This is a genomic window from Streptomyces sp. NPDC033136 (assembly GCF_055578235.1).
Window position 1 is genome coordinate 369,443 of record NZ_JBVIPD010000002.1, and the last position, 17,713, is coordinate 387,155.

The 17,713-nt window shown below is 71.3% G+C and carries 15 protein-coding genes and 1 riboswitch; of the genes, 12 read left to right on the forward strand and 3 right to left on the reverse strand.

What is annotated here, in order from left to right; genetic code table 11:
* Positions 1 to 36 precede the first annotated feature (36 nt).
* The 8 genes from shc (at position 37) to ACZ5TL_RS04870 (ending at position 8,835) form a co-directional block, all read left to right on the forward strand.
* Entirely contained in the window at positions 37 to 2,175 is a 2,139-nt protein-coding gene (gene shc / locus ACZ5TL_RS04835; protein WP_468587684.1) for a squalene--hopene cyclase, read from the forward strand.
* Positions 2,175 to 2,816: a 5'-methylthioadenosine/S-adenosylhomocysteine nucleosidase family protein gene (locus ACZ5TL_RS04840; RefSeq protein WP_468587686.1), complete on the forward strand. Its 642-nt coding sequence runs from the start codon at positions 2,175 to 2,177 to the stop codon at positions 2,814 to 2,816. The genes shc and ACZ5TL_RS04840 overlap by 1 nt, the downstream gene beginning before the upstream one ends.
* A 5-nt stretch (positions 2,817 to 2,821) precedes the next feature.
* On the forward strand, positions 2,822 to 3,844 hold the full coding sequence (hpnH, locus tag ACZ5TL_RS04845; RefSeq protein WP_468587688.1) for an adenosyl-hopene transferase HpnH: 1,023 nt from the start codon (positions 2,822 to 2,824) through the stop codon (positions 3,842 to 3,844).
* Between the two features lie 4 nt (positions 3,845 to 3,848).
* Positions 3,849 to 5,006 carry a flavodoxin-dependent (E)-4-hydroxy-3-methylbut-2-enyl-diphosphate synthase gene (ispG, locus tag ACZ5TL_RS04850; protein WP_468587690.1) on the forward strand — a complete coding sequence of 386 codons (1,158 nt, stop codon included), beginning with the start codon at positions 3,849 to 3,851 and terminating at the stop codon, positions 5,004 to 5,006.
* Between the two features lie 28 nt (positions 5,007 to 5,034).
* Positions 5,035 to 6,930, forward strand: a complete 1,896-nt coding sequence (gene dxs, locus ACZ5TL_RS04855; protein WP_468587692.1) for a 1-deoxy-D-xylulose-5-phosphate synthase — start codon at positions 5,035 to 5,037, stop codon at positions 6,928 to 6,930.
* Positions 6,927 to 8,342, forward strand: coding sequence for an aspartate aminotransferase family protein (locus ACZ5TL_RS04860; RefSeq protein ID WP_468587694.1), 1,416 nt, complete (start codon positions 6,927 to 6,929; stop codon positions 8,340 to 8,342). Before dxs ends, ACZ5TL_RS04860 begins: the two co-directional genes overlap by 4 nt.
* Before the next feature lie 98 nt (positions 8,343 to 8,440).
* Entirely contained in the window at positions 8,441 to 8,719 is a 279-nt protein-coding gene (locus ACZ5TL_RS04865; RefSeq protein WP_468588011.1) for a cupin domain-containing protein, read from the forward strand.
* Positions 8,716 to 8,835, forward strand: a complete 120-nt coding sequence (locus ACZ5TL_RS04870; RefSeq protein WP_468587696.1) for a DUF6126 family protein — start codon at positions 8,716 to 8,718, stop codon at positions 8,833 to 8,835. Before ACZ5TL_RS04865 ends, ACZ5TL_RS04870 begins: the two co-directional genes overlap by 4 nt.
* 14 nt (positions 8,836 to 8,849) lie before the next feature.
* Here the strand turns inward: ACZ5TL_RS04870 and ACZ5TL_RS04875 are convergent, their stop codons facing one another.
* The gene (locus ACZ5TL_RS04875; RefSeq protein ID WP_468587698.1) at positions 8,850 to 9,647 is read right to left on the reverse strand and encodes a tyrosine-protein phosphatase; all 798 of its coding nucleotides are present in this window, start codon (positions 9,645 to 9,647) and stop codon (positions 8,850 to 8,852) included.
* Positions 9,648 to 9,826: 179 nt separating this feature from the next.
* Between ACZ5TL_RS04875 and ACZ5TL_RS04880 the strand changes: the two genes are divergently transcribed.
* The 4 genes from ACZ5TL_RS04880 (at position 9,827) to ACZ5TL_RS04895 (ending at position 15,156) form a co-directional block, all read left to right on the forward strand.
* Positions 9,827 to 11,902, forward strand: coding sequence for an alpha-galactosidase (locus ACZ5TL_RS04880; protein ID WP_468587700.1), 2,076 nt, complete (start codon positions 9,827 to 9,829; stop codon positions 11,900 to 11,902).
* 316 nt (positions 11,903 to 12,218) lie between these two features.
* Positions 12,219 to 12,373: riboswitch (cyclic di-AMP (ydaO/yuaA leader) on the forward strand.
* 4 nt (positions 12,374 to 12,377) lie between these two features.
* Positions 12,378 to 13,316, forward strand: coding sequence for a LysM peptidoglycan-binding domain-containing M23 family metallopeptidase (locus tag ACZ5TL_RS04885; RefSeq protein WP_468587702.1), 939 nt, complete (start codon positions 12,378 to 12,380; stop codon positions 13,314 to 13,316).
* A gap of 192 nt (positions 13,317 to 13,508) precedes the next feature.
* Positions 13,509 to 14,225, forward strand: coding sequence for a DUF6250 domain-containing protein (locus tag ACZ5TL_RS04890; RefSeq protein ID WP_468587704.1), 717 nt, complete (start codon positions 13,509 to 13,511; stop codon positions 14,223 to 14,225).
* Between the two features lie 145 nt (positions 14,226 to 14,370).
* A complete protein-coding gene (locus ACZ5TL_RS04895; protein WP_468588013.1) occupies positions 14,371 to 15,156 on the forward strand; it encodes an SGNH/GDSL hydrolase family protein in 786 nt (261 codons plus the stop codon).
* A 582-nt stretch (positions 15,157 to 15,738) separates the two neighbouring features.
* On the opposite strand, the gene ACZ5TL_RS04900 is transcribed toward ACZ5TL_RS04895, so the two are convergent.
* Together ACZ5TL_RS04900 and ACZ5TL_RS04905 are read right to left on the reverse strand one after the other, a co-directional pair.
* Complete coding sequence (locus tag ACZ5TL_RS04900; RefSeq protein WP_468587706.1) at positions 15,739 to 16,332, reverse strand: TetR/AcrR family transcriptional regulator; 594 nt, start codon at positions 16,330 to 16,332, stop codon at positions 15,739 to 15,741.
* A gap of 84 nt (positions 16,333 to 16,416) precedes the next feature.
* Complete coding sequence (locus tag ACZ5TL_RS04905; RefSeq protein ID WP_468587708.1) at positions 16,417 to 17,595, reverse strand: Glu/Leu/Phe/Val dehydrogenase dimerization domain-containing protein; 1,179 nt, start codon at positions 17,593 to 17,595, stop codon at positions 16,417 to 16,419.
* Positions 17,596 to 17,713: the final 118 nt, after the last annotated feature.

Here is a 17,713-nt window from a genome sequence, read left to right on the forward strand (position 1 = left end):
GCTGCACACCTTGCACCACTGCACGAAGGGGAAGCCATGACAGCGACGACCGACGGAAGGACCGGGGCCCTGCCACCCCGCGCCGCCGCGGCCAGCGACACCGACACCCCCGGGGCGGCCGGGGTACCAGAATCCGCCGCCCGCGCCGCGCGGCGCGCCACGGACTTCCTGCTCTCGCGCCAGGACGCCCAGGGCTGGTGGAAGGGCGACCTCGAGACCAACGTCACGATGGACGCCGAGGACCTGCTGCTCCGTCAGTTCCTCGGTATCCGCGACGAGAGGACCACACAGGCCGCCGCGCTCTTCATCCGCGGCGAGCAGCGCGAGGACGGCACCTGGGGCACCTTCTACGGCGGCCCCGGCGAACTCTCCGCCACCATCGAGGCCTACGTCGCCCTGCGCCTGGCCGGTGACGCGCCCGGCGCCCCGCACATGGCGAAGGCCTCGGCCTGGATCCGCGCCCGGGGCGGCATCGCCGCCGCCCGGGTCTTCACCCGGATCTGGCTGGCCCTGTTCGGCTGGTGGAAGTGGGAGGACCTGCCCGAACTCCCGCCGGAACTCATCTTCTTCCCGAAGTGGGTACCGCTCAACATCTACGACTTCGGCTGCTGGGCCCGGCAGACCATCGTCCCGCTGACGGTCGTCTCCGCGAAGCGGCCGGTACGGCCCGCGCCCTTCCCGCTCGACGAGCTGCACACCGACCCGGACCACCCGAACCCGGTCAGGCCCCCAGCGTCGCCGCTCAGCTGGGACGGTGCCTTCCAGCGACTGGACAAGGGACTGCACGCTCTGCGGAAGGTCGCGCCGCGCGGACTGCGCAGGGCCGCCATGAACAGCGCCGCCCGCTGGATCATCGAGCGGCAGGAGAACGACGGCTGCTGGGGTGGTATCCAGCCTCCCGCCGTGTACTCGATCATCGCGCTGCACCTGCTCGGCTACGACCTGGAGCACCCGGTGATGCGGGAGGGGATCGCGTCCCTGGACCGGTTCGCCGTGTGGCGCGAGGACGGGGCCCGGATGATCGAGGCCTGTCAGTCGCCGGTGTGGGACACCTGCCTGGCCGCCATCGCGCTCGCCGACGCCGGACTGCCCGCCGATCACCCGCAGTTGGTGAAGGCGGCCGACTGGATGCTGGGCGAGGAGATCGTCCGGCCCGGTGACTGGTCGGTGCGCCGGCCGGGGCTGCTGCCCGGGGGCTGGGCGTTCGAGTTCCACAACGACAACTACCCCGACATCGACGACACCGCGGAAGTGATCCTCGCGCTGCGCCGGATCGCCCACCACGACCCGGAGCGGGTCGACAAGGCCGTCGTCCGCGGCATGCGCTGGACGCTCGGCATGCAGTCAAAGAACGGCGCGTGGGCCGCCTTCGACGCCGACAACACCAGCCCCTTCCCGAACCGGCTGCCGTTCTGCGACTTCGGCGAGGTCATCGACCCGCCCTCCGCGGACGTCACCGCACATGTCGTCGAGATGCTCGCCGTGGAGGGCCTCGCCCACGACCCGCGCACCCGGCGCGCCATCGAGTGGCTGCTGGCCGAACAGGAACCGGACGGCTCCTGGTTCGGGCGCTGGGGCGTCAACTACGTCTACGGCACCGGATCCGTCATCCCCGCCCTGACCGCCGCCGGCATCCCCGCCGCGCACCCGGCGATCCGCCGGGCCGTGGCGTGGCTGGAGTCGGTGCAGAACGACGACGGCGGCTGGGGCGAGGACCTGAGGTCCTACAAGCACGTCAAGGAGTGGAGCGGCAGGGGCGCCTCCACCGCCTCCCAGACGGCCTGGGCGCTGATGGCCCTGCTGGCGGCGGGGGAGCGGGACTCCAAGGCCGTCGAGCGCGGCATCGAGTGGCTGGCCGCCACCCAGCGGGAGGACGGTTCCTGGGACGAGCCGTACTTCACGGGGACGGGCTTCCCATGGGACTTCTCCATCAACTACCACCTCTACCGGCAGGTGTTCCCGCTCACCGCGCTCGGCCGGTACCTGCACGGAGAGCCCTTCGCCGGGAAACTCCCGGGAGACGAGGAGAGCGAGCGGCGGCTCGCCGGGACTGGAAGGGAGAGCGAGAAGCCCCTCGCCGGGGCCGGGGCCGGTGGCGAGACCGGAAGGCCGCTCGCCGGGGCCCGGGGGAGCGCAGAGGCCGGGACGCCGCTCTTCGAGGCCAAGGGGAGCTGATGAGCGCACAGTCCGCCCCGGTCCCGCTGCTGATCGCCTGCGCGCTGGGCATCGAGCAGTTCGCCCTGCGCGCGGGCGGCCGGGGCGGTGCCGGCGGTCCGGTCACCGTCCTGCGGACCGGGATGGGACCGGCGGCGGCCGAGCGGGCCGTCACACGGATGCTGGCCGACCCGGCCCTGCGTGACGCCGCCGTACTCGCCACCGGCTTCTGCGCGGGGCTCGCCCCGGGCATGCACCCCGGTGACCTGGTCGTCGCAGAGGAGACCCGGGACCCGCGCGGCGCGATCCCCTGTGTGGGGGCGGAGCTGCTGGTCAAGGCGCTGGCCCGCGCCGTGCCCGGCCGGACCGTGCACACCGGGCCGCTCACCGGCTCCGACCACGTCGTGCGCGGTCCCGAACGGTCCGCCCTGCGCGCGACCGGCGCGATCGCGGTCGACATGGAGTCGGCGGTCACGCTCCTGAGCGCCGTGCGCGCGGGCGAGCGCCCGGTTGCGGCTGTCCGGGTGGTCGTGGACGCTCCTGAGCATGAACTCGTCCGGATCGGCACGGTGCGCGGTGGAATATCGGCTTTCCGCGTCCTTCGCTCCGTCCTTCCCGCTTTCTTCGAATGGCACCGTTCCTTGCTGCTCCCCAGGAGGTGAGCCAGATGGCCATGCCGCTCCGACAGTCCATCAAGATCGCTACGTATTTGGCTGAGCAAAAGCTCCGCCGGCGGGACAAGTTCCCGCTTATCGTCGAGCTGGAGCCGCTGTTCGCCTGCAACCTCAAGTGCGAGGGATGCGGCAAGATCCAGCATCCGGCCGGGGTGCTGAAGCAGCGGATGCCGGTCGCCCAGGCTGTGGGGGCGGTCATGGAGTCCGGTGCCCCCATGGTGTCCATCGCCGGTGGCGAGCCGCTGATGCACCCGCAGATCGACGAGATCGTGCGTCAGCTGGTGGCCAAGCGGAAGTACGTCTTCCTGTGTACCAACGCCATGCTGCTCCGCAAGAAGATGGACAAGTTCGAGCCCTCCGCCTATTTCGCCTTCGCGGTGCACATCGACGGGCTGCGTGAGCGGCACGACGAGTCGGTGGCCAAGGAGGGCGTGTTCGACGAGGCGGTGGAGGCGATCAAGGAGGCCAAGCGGCGCGGCTTCCGGGTCACCACCAACTCGACCTTCTTCAACACCGACACCCCGCAGACGATCATCGAGGTGCTGAACTTCCTCAACGACGACCTCCAGGTCGACGAGATGATGATCTCGCCCGCCTACGCCTACGAGAAGGCACCCGACCAGGAGCACTTCCTGGGCGTGGAGCAGACCCGCGAACTGTTCAAGAAGGCCTTCTCGGGTGGCAACCGGCGGCGCTGGCGGCTCAACCACTCCCCGCTCTTCCTGGACTTCCTGGAGGGCAAGGTCGACTTCCCGTGCACGGCGTGGGCGATCCCGAACTACTCGCTCTTCGGCTGGCAGCGCCCCTGCTACCTGATGAGCGACGGGTACGTGCCGACGTACCGGGAGCTGGTCGAGGAGACCGACTGGGACAAGTACGGCCGCGGCAAGGACCCGCGCTGCGCCAACTGCATGGCGCACTGCGGCTACGAGCCCACCGCCGTCCTCGCCACCATGGGATCGCTGAAGGAGTCCCTGCGCGCCATGCGCGAGACGGTCTCCGGGAACCGGGAGTGACGCCATGACCGCCGTCCCGCTGGGCGTTCCCGAGGTGCCGGTCCGGCCGGTCGCGCAGCGGCGCGCGTCGCGCCGGATCCAGGTCGGTCCGGTGCCGGTCGGGGGCGGGGCCCCGGTGTCGGTGCAGTCGATGACGACGACCCGTACGTCGGACGTCGGCGCCACACTGCAGCAGATCGCCGAACTCACCGCGTCCGGCTGCCAGATCGTCCGGGTCGCCTGCCCGACACAGGACGACGCGGACGCGCTGGCGACCCTCGCGCGCAAGTCGCAGATCCCGGTGATCGCGGACATCCACTTCCAGCCGAAGTACGTGTTCGCGGCCATCGAAGCCGGGTGTGCGGCCGTCCGCGTCAACCCCGGCAACATCAAGCAGTTCGACGACCGGGTCAAGGAGATCGCCCAGGCGGCGAAGGACCACGGCACGCCGATCCGGATCGGCGTCAACGCCGGGTCGCTGGACCGGCGCCTGCTCCAGAAGTACGGCAAGGCCACCCCGGAGGCGCTCGTGGAGAGCGCGCTGTGGGAGGCGTCCCTGTTCGAGGAGCACGACTTCCGGGACATCAAGATCTCCGTCAAGCACAACGACCCGGTCGTGATGATCGAGGCCTACCGGCAGCTCGCCGAGCAGTGCGACTACCCGCTGCACCTCGGCGTCACGGAGGCGGGCCCGGCCTTCCAGGGCACGATCAAGTCGGCGGTGGCGTTCGGGGCGCTGCTGTCCCGGGGCATCGGCGACACGATCCGGGTGTCGCTGTCCGCGCCTCCGGCCGAGGAGGTCAAGGTCGGCATCCAGATCCTGCAGTCCCTCGGGCTCAAGGAGCGCCGGCTGGAGATCGTGTCGTGCCCGTCCTGCGGACGCGCCCAGGTCGATGTGTACAAGCTCGCCGAGGAGGTCACGGCCGGACTCGAGGGCATGGAGGTGCCGTTGCGCGTCGCCGTCATGGGGTGCGTGGTCAACGGTCCCGGCGAGGCGCGGGAGGCCGATCTTGGCGTGGCCTCCGGCAACGGCAAGGGGCAGATCTTCGTGAAGGGCGAGGTCGTCAGGACCGTCCCCGAGTCGAAGATCGTCGAGACGCTGATCGACGAGGCGATGAAACTCGCCGAGCAGATGGAGCAGGACGGCGTGGGGCCGGGGGAGCCCGCCGTCACCGTGAGCTGAGCAGCACGGAACCGAAGGGGGCCCGACCGTGACGATTCTGGAGAGCATCCGGGGACCACGCGACCTGAAGGCGCTGTCCGAGGCGGAACTGGGGGAACTATCCGACGAGATCAGGGAGTTCCTGGTGCACGCGGTCGCTCGGACCGGCGGCCACCTGGGGCCCAATCTGGGCGTGGTGGAGCTGACCGTCGCCCTGCACCGGGTCTTCGAGTCGCCGGTCGACCGCATCCTGTGGGACACCGGCCACCAGGCTTACGTCCACAAACTCCTCACCGGACGCCAGGACTTCTCCAAGCTGCGTGGCAAGGGCGGCCTGTCCGGCTACCCCTCGCGCGCCGAGTCCGAGCACGACGTCATCGAGAACAGCCACGCCTCCACCGCCCTCGGCTGGGCCGACGGGCTCGCCAAGGCCCGCCAGGTGCAGGGGGAGAGAGGCCACGTCGTCGCGGTCATCGGCGACGGAGCGCTCACCGGCGGCATGGCCTGGGAGGCCCTGAACAACATCGCGGCCGCCAGGAACCGGCCGCTGATCATCGTCGTCAACGACAACGAGCGCTCCTACGCCCCGACCATCGGCGGCCTCGCCGACCATCTCGCGGCGCTGCGCACGACCGACGGCTACGAGCGGGTCCTGGCCTGGGGCAAGGACGTGCTCCAGGGCACGCCCCTGGTCGGCAGCACCCTCTACGAGGCCCTGCACGGCGCGAAGAAGGGCTTCAAGGATGCCTTCTCCCCGCAGGGCCTGTTCGAGGACCTGGGCCTGAAGTACGTCGGCCCGATCGACGGGCACGACATCGGGGCCGTGGAGTCCGCGCTGCGGCGCGCGAAACGCTTCCACGGGCCGGTCCTCGTCCACTGCCTCACGGAGAAGGGACGCGGCTACGAACCCGCTCTCGCCCATGAGGAGGATCACTTCCACACCGTGGGCGTGATGGACCCGCTGACCTGCGCACCGCTGTCTCCGGCGGGAACCCCCTCCTGGACCTCCGTGTTCGGCGACGAGATCGTGCGGATCGGGGAGGAGCGGGAGGACGTGGTGGCGATCACCGCCGCCATGCTGCACCCGGTCGGCCTGGGCGGATTCGCCGAGCGGTTCCCCGACCGGGTCTGGGACGTCGGTATCGCCGAGCAGCACGCGGCCGTGTCCGCGGCGGGCCTGGCGACCGGCGGCCTGCACCCGGTCGTCGCCGTCTACGCCACCTTCCTCAACCGCGCCTTCGACCAGCTCCTGATGGACGTGGCCCTGCACCGCTGCGGGGTGACCTTCGTCCTGGACCGGGCCGGTGTCACCGGTGTCGACGGGGCCTCCCACAACGGCATGTGGGACATGTCCGTCCTCCAGGTCGTGCCCGGCCTGCGCATCGCCGCGCCGCGCGACGCCGCCCAGCTGCGCGCCCAGCTGCGGGAGGCCGTCGCCGTCGACGACGCCCCGACCCTGGTCCGCTTCCCGAAGGAGTCGGTGGGACCGGACATCCCCGCGGTCGACCGGGTGGGCGGACTGGACGTGCTGCACCGTGCCGCGGAGCCGCGGGTTCTCCTGGTGGCCGTGGGCGTGATGGCGCCCGTCTGCCTCCAGGCCGCCGAGCTGCTTCAGGCCCGCGGTATCGGCTGCACCGTAGTCGACCCCCGCTGGGTCAAGCCCGTGGACCCGGCGCTCCCCCATCTCGCCGCCGAACACCGTCTGGTCGCCGTCGTCGAGGACAACAGCCGGGCGGCCGGAGTCGGCTCCGCCGTGGCGCTGGCCCTGGGCGATGCCGAGGTCGACGTGCCCGTACGGCAGTTCGGCATCCCGGAGCAGTTCCTCGCGCACGCCAAGCGCGGCGAGGTGCTCGCCGACATCGGCCTGACCCCGGTCGAGGTCGCCGGCCGGATCAGCGCGAGCCTGACCCTCAAGGAAGAGCTGTCCAAGGAGCCACAGGAATGACAACCGCCGAATCCGCGTCGGAGTCGTCGCGGGCCGGGGAGTTCGATCTCGGCAAGCTGCTGGCCGAGCGCGGAGCCGAGCGCTACGAGCTGCACACCCGGTACCTCAACCACCAGCTCCCGCGCATGCTGCACACCATCGGCTTCGACAAGGTCTACGAGCGCGCCGAGGGCGCGTACTTCTACGACACGGACGGCAACGACTACCTGGACATGCTCGCCGGGTTCGGGGTGATGGGGCTCGGCCGCCACCACCCCGTGGTGCGCAAGGCGCTGCACGACGTCCTGGACGCCCGGCTCGCCGACCTCACCCGGTTCGACTGCCAGCCGCTGCCCGGCCTGCTGGCCGAGAAGCTGCTCGCGCACAGCCCGCACCTGGACCGGGTGTTCTTCGGCAACAGCGGCACCGAGGCGGTCGAGGGCGCGCTGAAGTTCGCCCGGTTCGTCACCGGCAGGCCCAGGGTCCTGTACTGCGATCACGCCTTCCACGGCCTGACCACCGGCTCCCTCTCCGTGAACGGCGAGTCCGGCTTCCGCGACGGCTTCGCCCCGCTGCTGCCCGACACGGCCGTCCCGCTCGGCGATCTCGACGCGCTGGAGCGGGAGCTGAGGACGGGCGACGTCGCCGCGCTGATCGTCGAGCCGATCCAGGGCAAGGGCGTCCTGGAAGGGCCGCCCGGCTGGCTGCGGGCCGCCCAGGAGCTGCTGCACCGGCACAAGGCGCTGCTCATCGCCGACGAGGTGCAGACGGGCCTCGGCCGGACCGGCGACTTCTACGGCTACCAGCACGAGGACGGCGTGGAGCCCGACCTGGTGTGCGTGGCCAAGGCGCTCTCCGGCGGCTATGTGCCGGTGGGCGCCACGATCGGCAAGGACTGGATCTTCAAGAAGGTCTACTCGTCCATGGATCGGGTGCTGGTCCACTCGGCGAGCTTCGGGTCCAACGCGCAGGCCATGGCGGCGGGCCTGGCGGTGCTGTCGGTGATGGAGAACGAACAGATCGTCGCGGGCGTCCGGGCCACCGGGGAACAGCTCCGGTCCCGGCTGGCGGCGCTGACGGACACGTACGAGATGCTCGCCGACGTCCGCGGCCGGGGTCTGATGATCGGCATCGAGTTCGGCCGGCCGAAGTCGCTCAAGCTGCGCAGCCGCTGGACCATGCTCCAGGCCGCCCGCAAGGGACTGTTCGCGCAGATGGTCGTCGTGCCGCTGCTGCGGAAGCACCGGATCCTCACGCAGGTCTCCGGCGATCACATGGAGGTGATCAAGCTGATCCCGCCGCTGATCATCGGCGAGCGGGAGGTGGACCGGTTCGTCGACGCCTTCACGGCCGTCATGGACGACGCGCACAACGGCGGGCTGGTGTGGGACTTCGGCAGGACGCTCGTGAAGCAGGCGGTCGCCAACCGCTGAGCCGCCTTCCGTCCCTCATCGGCGGTCTTCACCCGTGGTCTTCATCCGTGGTCTTTCACCGGGGTTCTTCCACTGAGGATCTTTTGCCTGTGTGCGGGATGCAGGCCCTGCGGGTCCACGTCCCGTACGGCTCCCAGGGCGACATCGTCCGTGTCCATCCCGGCGAGGAGTGGCTCCATGTGCTGCGGGGCCGGCTGCGGCTCGGGGACGCCGCGCACCGGCTGGAGGCCGGCGACAGCGCCCACTTCGACTCGCTCACCCCGCACCGGATCGCCGCCGAGGACCACGAAGGCGTCGAACTGCTCTTCGTCCACACCCTGCTGCAGAGCCCCACGGCCGCCCTCTGCCTGGTCCCCACTCCTGGGGACGTGTCATGAGCAGCAGGGAGGAGAGGTTCCCCCGCGCCCTGTGGGTGCGGCTGCTCATCTACCTCGTGCTGGGGCATGTCTTCGCCGCGTTCGTGTACCTGCTGTTCGAGGTGGGGGCGAAGTAGCCGCCGGGGGCGCCTCAGTCGACGAGCCGCTCGCGCAGCCGCTCCCGGGCCTGGGAAGTGAGCCCCAGCCCCTTCTCCAGGTAGGCGTCGGCACCGCCCCAGGTCTCCTCGATGGTGTCGAAGGCCGCCGTCAGGTACTCGGCGCGGGCGTCGAAGAGGGGGCTGAGCAACTCCATGACCTCGGGGGAGTAGGCCGAGGCGTGCGAGCTGGTGCGGTGCACCTTGTAGCGGCGGTGCTTGGCGTTCGACTTCAGGTAGTCGTCGACGATCGCCTCGCGCTCGACGCCCACCGCGAGCAGCGTCACCGCCACGGACAGGCCCGCGCGGTCCTTGCCCGCGGCGCAGTGCATCAGCGCGGGGACGCTGTCCTCCGCGAGCGCGTGCAGCACCCGGGAGTGCTCGGCGGTGCGGTCCTTGATGATCATGCGGTAGGAGGCGATCATCCGGGCCGCGCCCTTGCCGTCCGCGAGGATCGCGCGCAGCTGGTCCAGGTCGCCGTCGCGGACCATCTTCCAGAACTCGGCGCCGTCGGCGGGGTCGCTCAGCGGCAGGTTCACATTGCGCACGCCCGGCAGCTCGACGTCCGGGCCTTCGAGCTTCTGGTCGGCCGCGTTGCGGAAGTCGAAGATCGTGTGCAGGCCCAGGGTGGTCAGGAACGCCGCGTCCTCCCCGGTCGCGTGGGCGAGGTGGCCGCTGCGGAACAGCACGCCCTGCCGCAGCCGCCGTCCGTCGACGGTCGGCAGTCCGCCCACATCACGGAAGTTGCGCACTCCGGCCAGCTCGGGCTCGGTCGACGGGACCTGCTGCGTCACGAGGGCTCCTCCCCTTCGGCGCCACCGACGCGGCTCGTCGACGGGCATCACTCGACGATACGACATGCCTGCCTGGGGCCATGAGTTGTCCGCAGGCGTTGCCCCGGGCCCCCACAGCCCTCGATGATGTTGCTGCCTGATCGCACCTGGTCGGGCCTGTTCGAATCTGTGAGGCCTTGATGCTGGACATCTCCGAAGACGGTCGTACGTGGGTGCTCTCCGGGCCGGCCAGCAGCTACGCCGTCCATGTCACCGATCACGACGAGCTGCTGCACCTGCACTGGGGCCCCCGTCTTGGCCTCGCCGACGCCGAGGCCCTCGCCGTCCGGCCGCTGCCGGACTACTGGCCCTTCGAGTCCCCGCTCGACGGACGCGAGGAGTACCCGGTCGAGGGCGGCCCCCGTTTCGTCCGGCCTGCCCTGTCCGTCCGCACGGGCGAGCGGCGCGGCACCGAGTGGGTCTACGAAGGGCATGACACCGAGGACGGCGAGCTGAGGCTCCGCTTTCGCGACGGCGGCCTGGCCGTCACGCTGCACTACCGGATGCGCTCCTCGGCGGATGTCGTCGAGCGCTGGGTGACCCTGGACAACCAGGGGCCGGCGGTCGAGGTGCTCCGCGCCGACTCCGCCACCTGGACCCTCCCGGACCGCGACAGCTGGCGGCTGTCCCAGCTGCACGGCCGCTGGGGCGCCGAGTCCCGGCTGACGCGCTCGGCCCTCACCCACGGGGAGAAGGTCATCGGCAGCCGCCGCGGCCACACCTCCCACCAGCATCTGCCGTGGGTCGCCCTCGACACCGACGCCACCGAGGAGCGCGGCGAGGTCTACGGCTGCGCCCTCGGCTGGTCCGGGTCCTGGCGGATCGCCGTGGCACAGCTCCCGGACGGACGCGTGCAGATCACCGGCGGCGCCGGTTACGACGACTCGGGCCTGCTGACGCTGGGCACGGGGGAGTCGTACACGACCCCCGTCTTCGCCGGGCTCTGGAGCGACGGCGGCTTCGGCGGGGCGAGCCGTGCCTGGCACGCCTACCAGCGGGCCCACGTGATCCCGGACGCCGGCCAGGACCGGCCGGTGCTGTTCAACTCCTGGGAGGCCACCGAGTTCGACATCTCCGAGGAGCAGCAGCGGGTGCTGGCCGAGCGGGCGGCGGCCATGGGGGTCGAGCTGTTCGTGGTGGACGACGGCTGGTTCGGGGCGCGCACCAGCGACCGGGCCGGGCTCGGCGACTGGACACCGAACCCCGACCGCTTCCCCGGCGGGCTGGGGCCGCTCGCCGACCACGTGCACGGCCTCGGCATGCGGTTCGGGATCTGGGTCGAGCCCGAGATGGTCAATCCGGACAGCGAGCTGTACCGTACGCACCCCGACTGGGTGCAGTACCAACCGGGACGAAAGCGGACGGAGTTCCGCAATCAGCTCGTACTCAATCTGGCCCGTGAGGACGTCCAGGAGTACCTGTGGGAGCAGCTCGACAGGCTGCTCTCCGGCGCTCCGATCGACTACGTCAAGTGGGACTTCAACCGCTGCTTCACCGACGCCGGCTGGCCGGAGGACCCCTACCCGCAGCGGCTGTGGGTCGACCACGTCCGTGGCCTGTACGCCCTGCTGGACCGGCTGCGGGCCGCGCACCCGGGCGTGGCCTTCGAGTCATGCTCGGGCGGTGGCGGGCGGATCGACCTCGGGGTGCTGAGCCGCACGGACCAGGTGTGGACGTCGGACAACACCGACCCGCTCGACCGGCTCGCCATCCAGCACGGATTCAGTCAGATCCACCCGGCCCGGGTCATGGCCGCCTGGGTCACCGACAGTCCGAACGCCATGCTCAACCACCGGGCCAGCTCCCTGCGGTTCCGGTTCGTCAGCGCCATGGCCGGGGTGCTCGGCGTCGGCGGCGACCTCACGAAGTGGACGGAGGAGGAACTCGCCGAGGCGCGGCAGTGGGTGGGGCTCTACAAGGAGATCCGGCCCGTGGTGCAGCGCGGCGACCTGTATCGGCTGAGGCCCCCGGAGGGCGGCCTCAGTGCGGTGCAGTACGTCCTCGGTGACGAGACCGTCGTCCTCGCCTGGCTCCAGGCGCAGCGCTACGGCGAGCCCGTGCCGGCGCTCAGGCTGCGCGGCATCGACCCGGCAGCAACGTACGAATGCCTCGAAACGGGCGAAGTTCACCGGGGTGCCGTGCTGCGGCATCACGGACTGCGGGTCGGGTTGCACGGGGACCTGGACGCCACCGTCGTCCGCCTTAAGCGGAAGTAGCCCTTCTGTCCGAATGGAGTGTTTCCCATCCTTTCGCCATAACGTGCCCCGATCGTAAAGAAGATGAGATCGGGGTGCGTGACCATCGTCATATTCGTGACGATGCGTTGTCGCCATGTTCACGTAATTCTGGCGATATTCAGGGTGGTTGAGCAAAGCGGGAGATCGCTGATCCACGCTCGGTGACGGCGAATGTGCCGACGCGTCAAGAAAAAAGCCGTCACAGGAAACCGCAAGCTTGTCCCATTGCGTCTTGGTCGCTTACGTTCCACACCCATCCGGACGGACGCCTAATCCTGCCGCCGCCCGGAGCCCCACACACTGACCCGACGTACGGCAGGAGCGGGGGACCCACAGGTAAGACGCCTGTTCCGGTTCCCGGAACGGCTTGGGGTTAAGCCGCGCCTCGGCGCGGCCGGGCATCTCCAGCTCGCACCCGACAGCTCACCTCGCAGGCGACGGAGAGGAATTCGCCATGCCCGCGAAGGGTAAGCACCGCCGCCCCAAGACCCAGCGTTTCACCCGCTCCATCGCCGCCGCCGGAACCGGCGGGGCCGCTCTCGCCCTTCCGCTCATGGGGGCCGCCGGAGCCCACGCCGCCACCGGCCAGTCGGCTCCGGAAAAGGCCGTCCAGTCCGCTCCGGCCGCCGAGAAGAAGGCCGCCGAAAAGGCCACGGGCGCTCGCACCTACACGGTGAAGGCCGGCGACTACCTCGCGAAGATCGCCGACGACCAGAACGTCAGCGGCGGCTGGAAGAAGCTCTACTCGGACAACCGGGACGCCGTCGGCGACGACCCGTCGCTGATCCACCCGGGCCTGAAGCTCTCCCTCGGCAAGAAGGCGGCGACGAGCGCGCCCAAGGCGCCGTCCGCGCCGAAGGCCTCGGCCGAGCGCCAGGCCGAGAAGCCGTCCTCCTCCTCCGAGTCGTCCGCGAAGGCGGACACCGCCGCGAAGCCGGCCGCCGCCAAGCCGGCCGCCAAGCCCGCGGCGGAGAGCAACTCCAGCGGCTACAGCTCCCCGGTGGCCGGTGCCACCGTCGGCACCCCGTACCGCATGTCCGGCAGCATGTGGTCCAGCGGCTACCACACCGGTGTCGACTTCGTCGTCCCGACCGGCACCTCGCTCAAGGCCGTCGGCGCGGGCACGGTCGTCTCCGCCGGCTGGGGCGGCGCGTACGGCAACCAGGTCGTCATCCGTCTCGCCGACGGCAGCTACGCCCAGTACGCCCACCTGTCCCAGCTCTCCGTCTCGGCCGGCCAGACCGTGGCCGCCGGGCAGCAGATCGGCCTGTCCGGTGCGACCGGCAACGTCACCGGTCCGCACCTGCACTTCGAGATCCGCACCACGCCGGACTACGGCTCGGACGTGGACCCGGTCGCCTACCTGCGCTCGCACGGCGTCTCCGTCGGCTGACCGGCCGACAGCACCACCTGCCTGACACGCGACCGAAGGCCGGACCCCGATTCCCGGGTCCGGCCTTCGGTCGCGTGCGCCTCCGCCGATCCCCAAGGGATCGACAGCGGGCGGCAGTTGGGACAGAGTGATCCCGACCGGAGTGCAAGCGCTTTCTGGAGCTTCCAGACGGATCCCGAGGAGCTGTGTCCCGTGCCGACCACCCGCAGAGCGTTCACCACCCTGGCAGCCGGAGCCGCCCTGGCGGCGCTCGCCCCGGCGGCGACCGCGCACGCCGAGCCCCGTCACCGCCGTCTCATCGCCCACGACGACTTCCGCCACGGCCTCACGCAGTGGGTGACCGAACTCCAGGACGGCGGCACCGTGACCGCCTCCCGCGGCGTGCTGGAGATCGACGTACCGAGCGGGGCGACCGTGTGGTTCACACGGCGGCTCGAAGGGCCGTACGTCCTCGAGTACACCGCCACGCCCGTCTCCGCCGGCGGGGTCAACGACCGGGTCTCGGACCTCAACAACTTCTGGAACGCGACCGACGTCCGCTCCCCGGACGATCTCTTCGCCACACCACGCGGTGGCGCCCTCGCCGAGTACGACCACCTCGCGATGTATTACGCCGGCTACGGAGCCAACTACAACACCACGACCCGGCTGCGCCGTTACGTCGGCGAGCCCGGCGTCCGCCCCCTGGTGTACGACTACACCGAGCCGTTGCTGGTCCCGAACGAGCCGAACCGGGTCCGGATCGTCTCCGACGGATCCACGGTCAGGTGGTGGAACAACGGGCGGCTCGTCTTCGACCACACCGACCCGCAGCCCTACACGGGCGGCCACTTCGCCTTCCGGACGGTGTGGAGCCATTTCCGGATCACCGGATTCCGGGTCTGGCGGCTCACCCCGAAACATCCCTGACAAGCTGCGTATTCCGGAGTTGGCGAACGCTTGGGGAGTGGCTTATCTCACCACTCGTCAACCCCTTCCTACGGTCGCGTAAGTCACATTGGAAGGTGAATCATGAGCGGCTGTGGCAGACGATTCGAAGAGTGACAGCAGAGCAGTGATCGGGTCGTACGTGGCGGTGGGGGACAGCTTCACCGAGGGCGTCGGTGATCCCGGCCCCGACGGGGCGTTCGTCGGCTGGGCCGACCGGTTCGCCGTCCTGCTCGCCGACCGCAGGCCCGAGGGCGACTTCCGGTACACCAACCTCGCCGTGCGCGGGAAACTCCTCGACCAGATCGTGGCGGACCAGGTTCCGCGGGCCGTCGAGATGGCCCCGGACCTCGTCTCGTTCTGCGCCGGGGGCAACGACATCATCCGGCCCGGCACCGACCCGGACGAGGTGGCCGGGCGCTTCGAGCGGGCCCTGGTCCAGCTCACCGCCGTGGCCGGCACGGTCATGGTGACGACCGGGTTCGACACCCGTGGCGTGCCCGTGCTCAAGCATCTGCGGGGCAAGATCGCCACGTACAACGGGCATGTCCGGGCCATCGCCGACCGGTACGGCTGCCCGGTGCTCGACCTGTGGTCCCTGCGCAGTGTCCAGGACCGCAGGGCGTGGGACTCCGACCGGCTGCACCTGTCGCCCGAGGGGCACACGCGCGTGGCGCTCCGTGCGGGCCAGGTGCTCGGGCTCGAGGTGCCGGCCGACCCCGAGCAGGTGTGGCCTCCGCTGCCGCCGCGCGGCACCCTCGACATCCGGCGCGACGACGTCCACTGGGCACGCGAGTTCCTGGTGCCGTGGATCGGGCGCCGGCTGCGCGGGGAGTCGTCGGGGGACCATGTGACGGCCAAGGGGGCGCTGTCGCCGGACGACATCAGGATGCGGATCGCTTCGGTGGCGTGACGGTGGGCGGGTGCCTCCGGCGGTGGGGCGGGGTGCCTGCGGCGGCCTGCGCGGGGTGGGTGGGGGGTGCGCGTAGCGCCTGACGCCGGGTGGTGGGTCGGGGCCGCGCCGGGGGGTGTCCGTCCTCGGAACGGCGCGATGGGGTCGGACGCCGACTGACTGGTCGTTGACGCGCCGACCGCTGCGGGCGGACACCCCCCGACACGTCCCCTGCTCGCCGTACGCGGGTGCGGGCGCGTCGTGGCCCCGTCCTCTTGCGTCGTCGGGTGGCCGCGGGCGCGTGGTGGTGCCGTCCTCTTGCGTCGTCGGGTGGCTGCGGGCGCGTGGTGGTGCCGTCCTCTTGTGCCGTCGGGTGGCCGCGGGCACGTCGTAGCTCCGCCCAGATGCGAACGACGCCCCCCGTAGTCGTCCGGCGACTGCGGGCGCGTCGCGCCCCCGCCCGGCTGTGGGCATGCGTGCCGTCAGGGGCGACGGGGTCCCCCTGCTCGAGCGAAGCCGAGAGCTTGGGGGAGGGTGGGCGCGGCGGCACCCCGTTGTGCCGAATTGCGCATCGCCCCGATCCTGGCACCTACGCCGGGCTGCTCATGGGCGGGGCAAGGGGGCCGACTGCAAACCCAGTTCGCGTGACAGGGCCTCCTCCTGCCACTGCTGGGCGCGAGCTCGCGGCACCGCCCCGGGGTAGGACGTCAACTGGACGGCCAGGCCGTCGAGAAACGCGGTGAGGCGGAGGGCCGTGGCCTGCGGGTCCGGGCAGTGGAACTCGCCCGCCGCGACGCCCTCCGCGATGACCTCGGCCAGGGCCGCCTTCCACTGGCGGTCGAGGTCCTGGGTGACCTCCCGCAGCGCGGGCTCGCGCAGGGCCGCCGCCCAGCCCTCGATCCACAGCCGCCAGCCCTTGGCCTGGCCGGTCGGGGCGTACCAGCGGACGGCCGACCGCAGCCGCCGCAGCGCCGACGTCCGGCGGCCCAGCAGCTTGCGCAGGTGCGCGAGGTCGGCCTCGGCGGCGTGCCGGAAGGCCGCGGCGACCAACTGCTCCTTCGACGCGAAGTGGTAGAGCACCAGGGCGTTGCTCACCCCGAGCGCCGAGGCGACGTCGGCGATCCTGACCGCGGCCACGCCCCGGGCCTCGATCTGCTCGACGGCGGCCCGCAGCAGTTCCCCGCGCCGTTCCGCCACGCTCAACCGGACTCTCGTCACTCCGTCACCCTACCTACGCGCCGCTTCCTGCCGACGTGCGGATCCGGCCGGTCCGCCGCTGCCTCAGCGGTACCAGCCGAACCGTTCCGCGATCACCGGCAGCAGGTCCGCCGCGATCGCGTGGGCGGCGGCCCGCGGGGTCGTCCCGTCGGCCTGCGCGCGGGCCAGCATCCGCTCGACCAGGGCCCGCATCGAGCGGCGCGTGTGCGCCAACGCCTCCCCGGCGTCGGCGCCGATGTCCCCGAACAGCGTCCACCACCACCAGGCGTTCGTCCCGGAGTTGACCACGACGTCCGGCAGCACGGTCACACCGCGCGCGGCCAGCGGCAGCTCCGCCTCCGGCCGTACGGGCATGTTGGCCGCCTCGACGACCCAGCGGGCGGTGATCCGCTGCTGGTTCCCGGCGTCGATCGCGTACGACACGGCCGCCGGAACCAGCACGTCCGCGTCGGCGGACAGCCAGGCGTCGCCCGGCAGTTCGCGGTCGTCGGGCCGCAGGGCGGCGCGGTCCACGGTGCCGTGGGCGTCGCGCGCCGCGAGGAGCGCCTCGACGTCCAGGCCCGCCGGGTTGGCGATCGTGCCCTTGAGGTCGGCGACGGCCACGACCGTCAGCCCCGCGCGCGTGAGGAACCGCGCGGTGGCCCCGCCCATGGTGCCCAGCCCCTGGAGGGCGACGCGTGTCCCCGAGTGCGGCACCCCGGCCCGGTCCAGGGCGGTGAGGGCCGCCTCGGCGACACCGCAGCCGCCGGCCAGCCCGTCGAGCCCGATGCCGTCCACCTCGACCGCGAACGCGTCCGCGAGCCGCCGCCGGGCCTCGGCCTCGTCGTCCAGCAGCGGATACACGGCCTGGATCGAGGAGACCAGCCCCGCCTCGGCGGCGGCCCGGTCCACCAGGTCCTGCGTGAGCCCCAGGTCCTCGCCCGTCGTCCAGCAGCTCTCCAGGTACGGCCGCATCGCGCGCAGGTAGCGCACCAGCAGCGGGTACGCCGCTGGATCCCGGGGGTCGCAGTCGATGCCGCCCTTGGCGCCGCCGAGCGGGACGTAGCGGCTCGCGGGGTCGTAGTGCAGGGCCTCCTTCATGGTCATGCCGCGGGCCAGGCCCGTCACCTCGTCCAGGGTGCAGCCCGCGCGCATCCGCAGCCCGCCGCTGGCGACACCGCGCACCAGCCGGTCCACGACCAGGAAGCCCTGCCGGCCGGTGAGGTGATCGGTCCAGGTCAGGGACATCAGGGGGCCGACCATACGGGCTCCTTCGCCGCCGGGTCGCTGAATCGTCGGTCAGTGTCCCCCCGGCGGGACATCCGTGACCCAGTGGTGTCGGAGGGTCCGACCATAATGGAAAGCCTGACCGACTCGACCT

What these genes read in the sequence shown, in the direction of transcription:
- shc (WP_468587684.1), top strand. Translation starts at nt 37, where the DNA reads ATGACAGCGACGACCGACGGAAGGACCGGGGCCCTGCCACCCCGCGCC.
- ACZ5TL_RS04840 (WP_468587686.1), top strand. Translation starts at nt 2,175, where the DNA reads ATGAGCGCACAGTCCGCCCCGGTCCCGCTGCTGATCGCCTGCGCGCTG.
- hpnH (WP_468587688.1), top strand. Translation starts at nt 2,822, where the DNA reads ATGGCCATGCCGCTCCGACAGTCCATCAAGATCGCTACGTATTTGGCT.
- ispG (WP_468587690.1), top strand. Translation starts at nt 3,849, where the DNA reads ATGACCGCCGTCCCGCTGGGCGTTCCCGAGGTGCCGGTCCGGCCGGTC.
- ACZ5TL_RS04860 (WP_468587694.1), top strand. Translation starts at nt 6,927, where the DNA reads ATGACAACCGCCGAATCCGCGTCGGAGTCGTCGCGGGCCGGGGAGTTC.
- ACZ5TL_RS04865 (WP_468588011.1), top strand. Translation starts at nt 8,441, where the DNA reads ATGCAGGCCCTGCGGGTCCACGTCCCGTACGGCTCCCAGGGCGACATC.
- ACZ5TL_RS04870 (WP_468587696.1), top strand. Translation starts at nt 8,716, where the DNA reads ATGAGCAGCAGGGAGGAGAGGTTCCCCCGCGCCCTGTGGGTGCGGCTG.
- ACZ5TL_RS04880 (WP_468587700.1), top strand. Translation starts at nt 9,827, where the DNA reads ATGCTGGACATCTCCGAAGACGGTCGTACGTGGGTGCTCTCCGGGCCG.
- ACZ5TL_RS04885 (WP_468587702.1), top strand. Translation starts at nt 12,378, where the DNA reads ATGCCCGCGAAGGGTAAGCACCGCCGCCCCAAGACCCAGCGTTTCACC.
- ACZ5TL_RS04905 (WP_468587708.1), bottom strand. Translation starts at nt 17,595, where the DNA reads ATGGTCGGCCCCCTGATGTCCCTGACCTGGACCGATCACCTCACCGGC.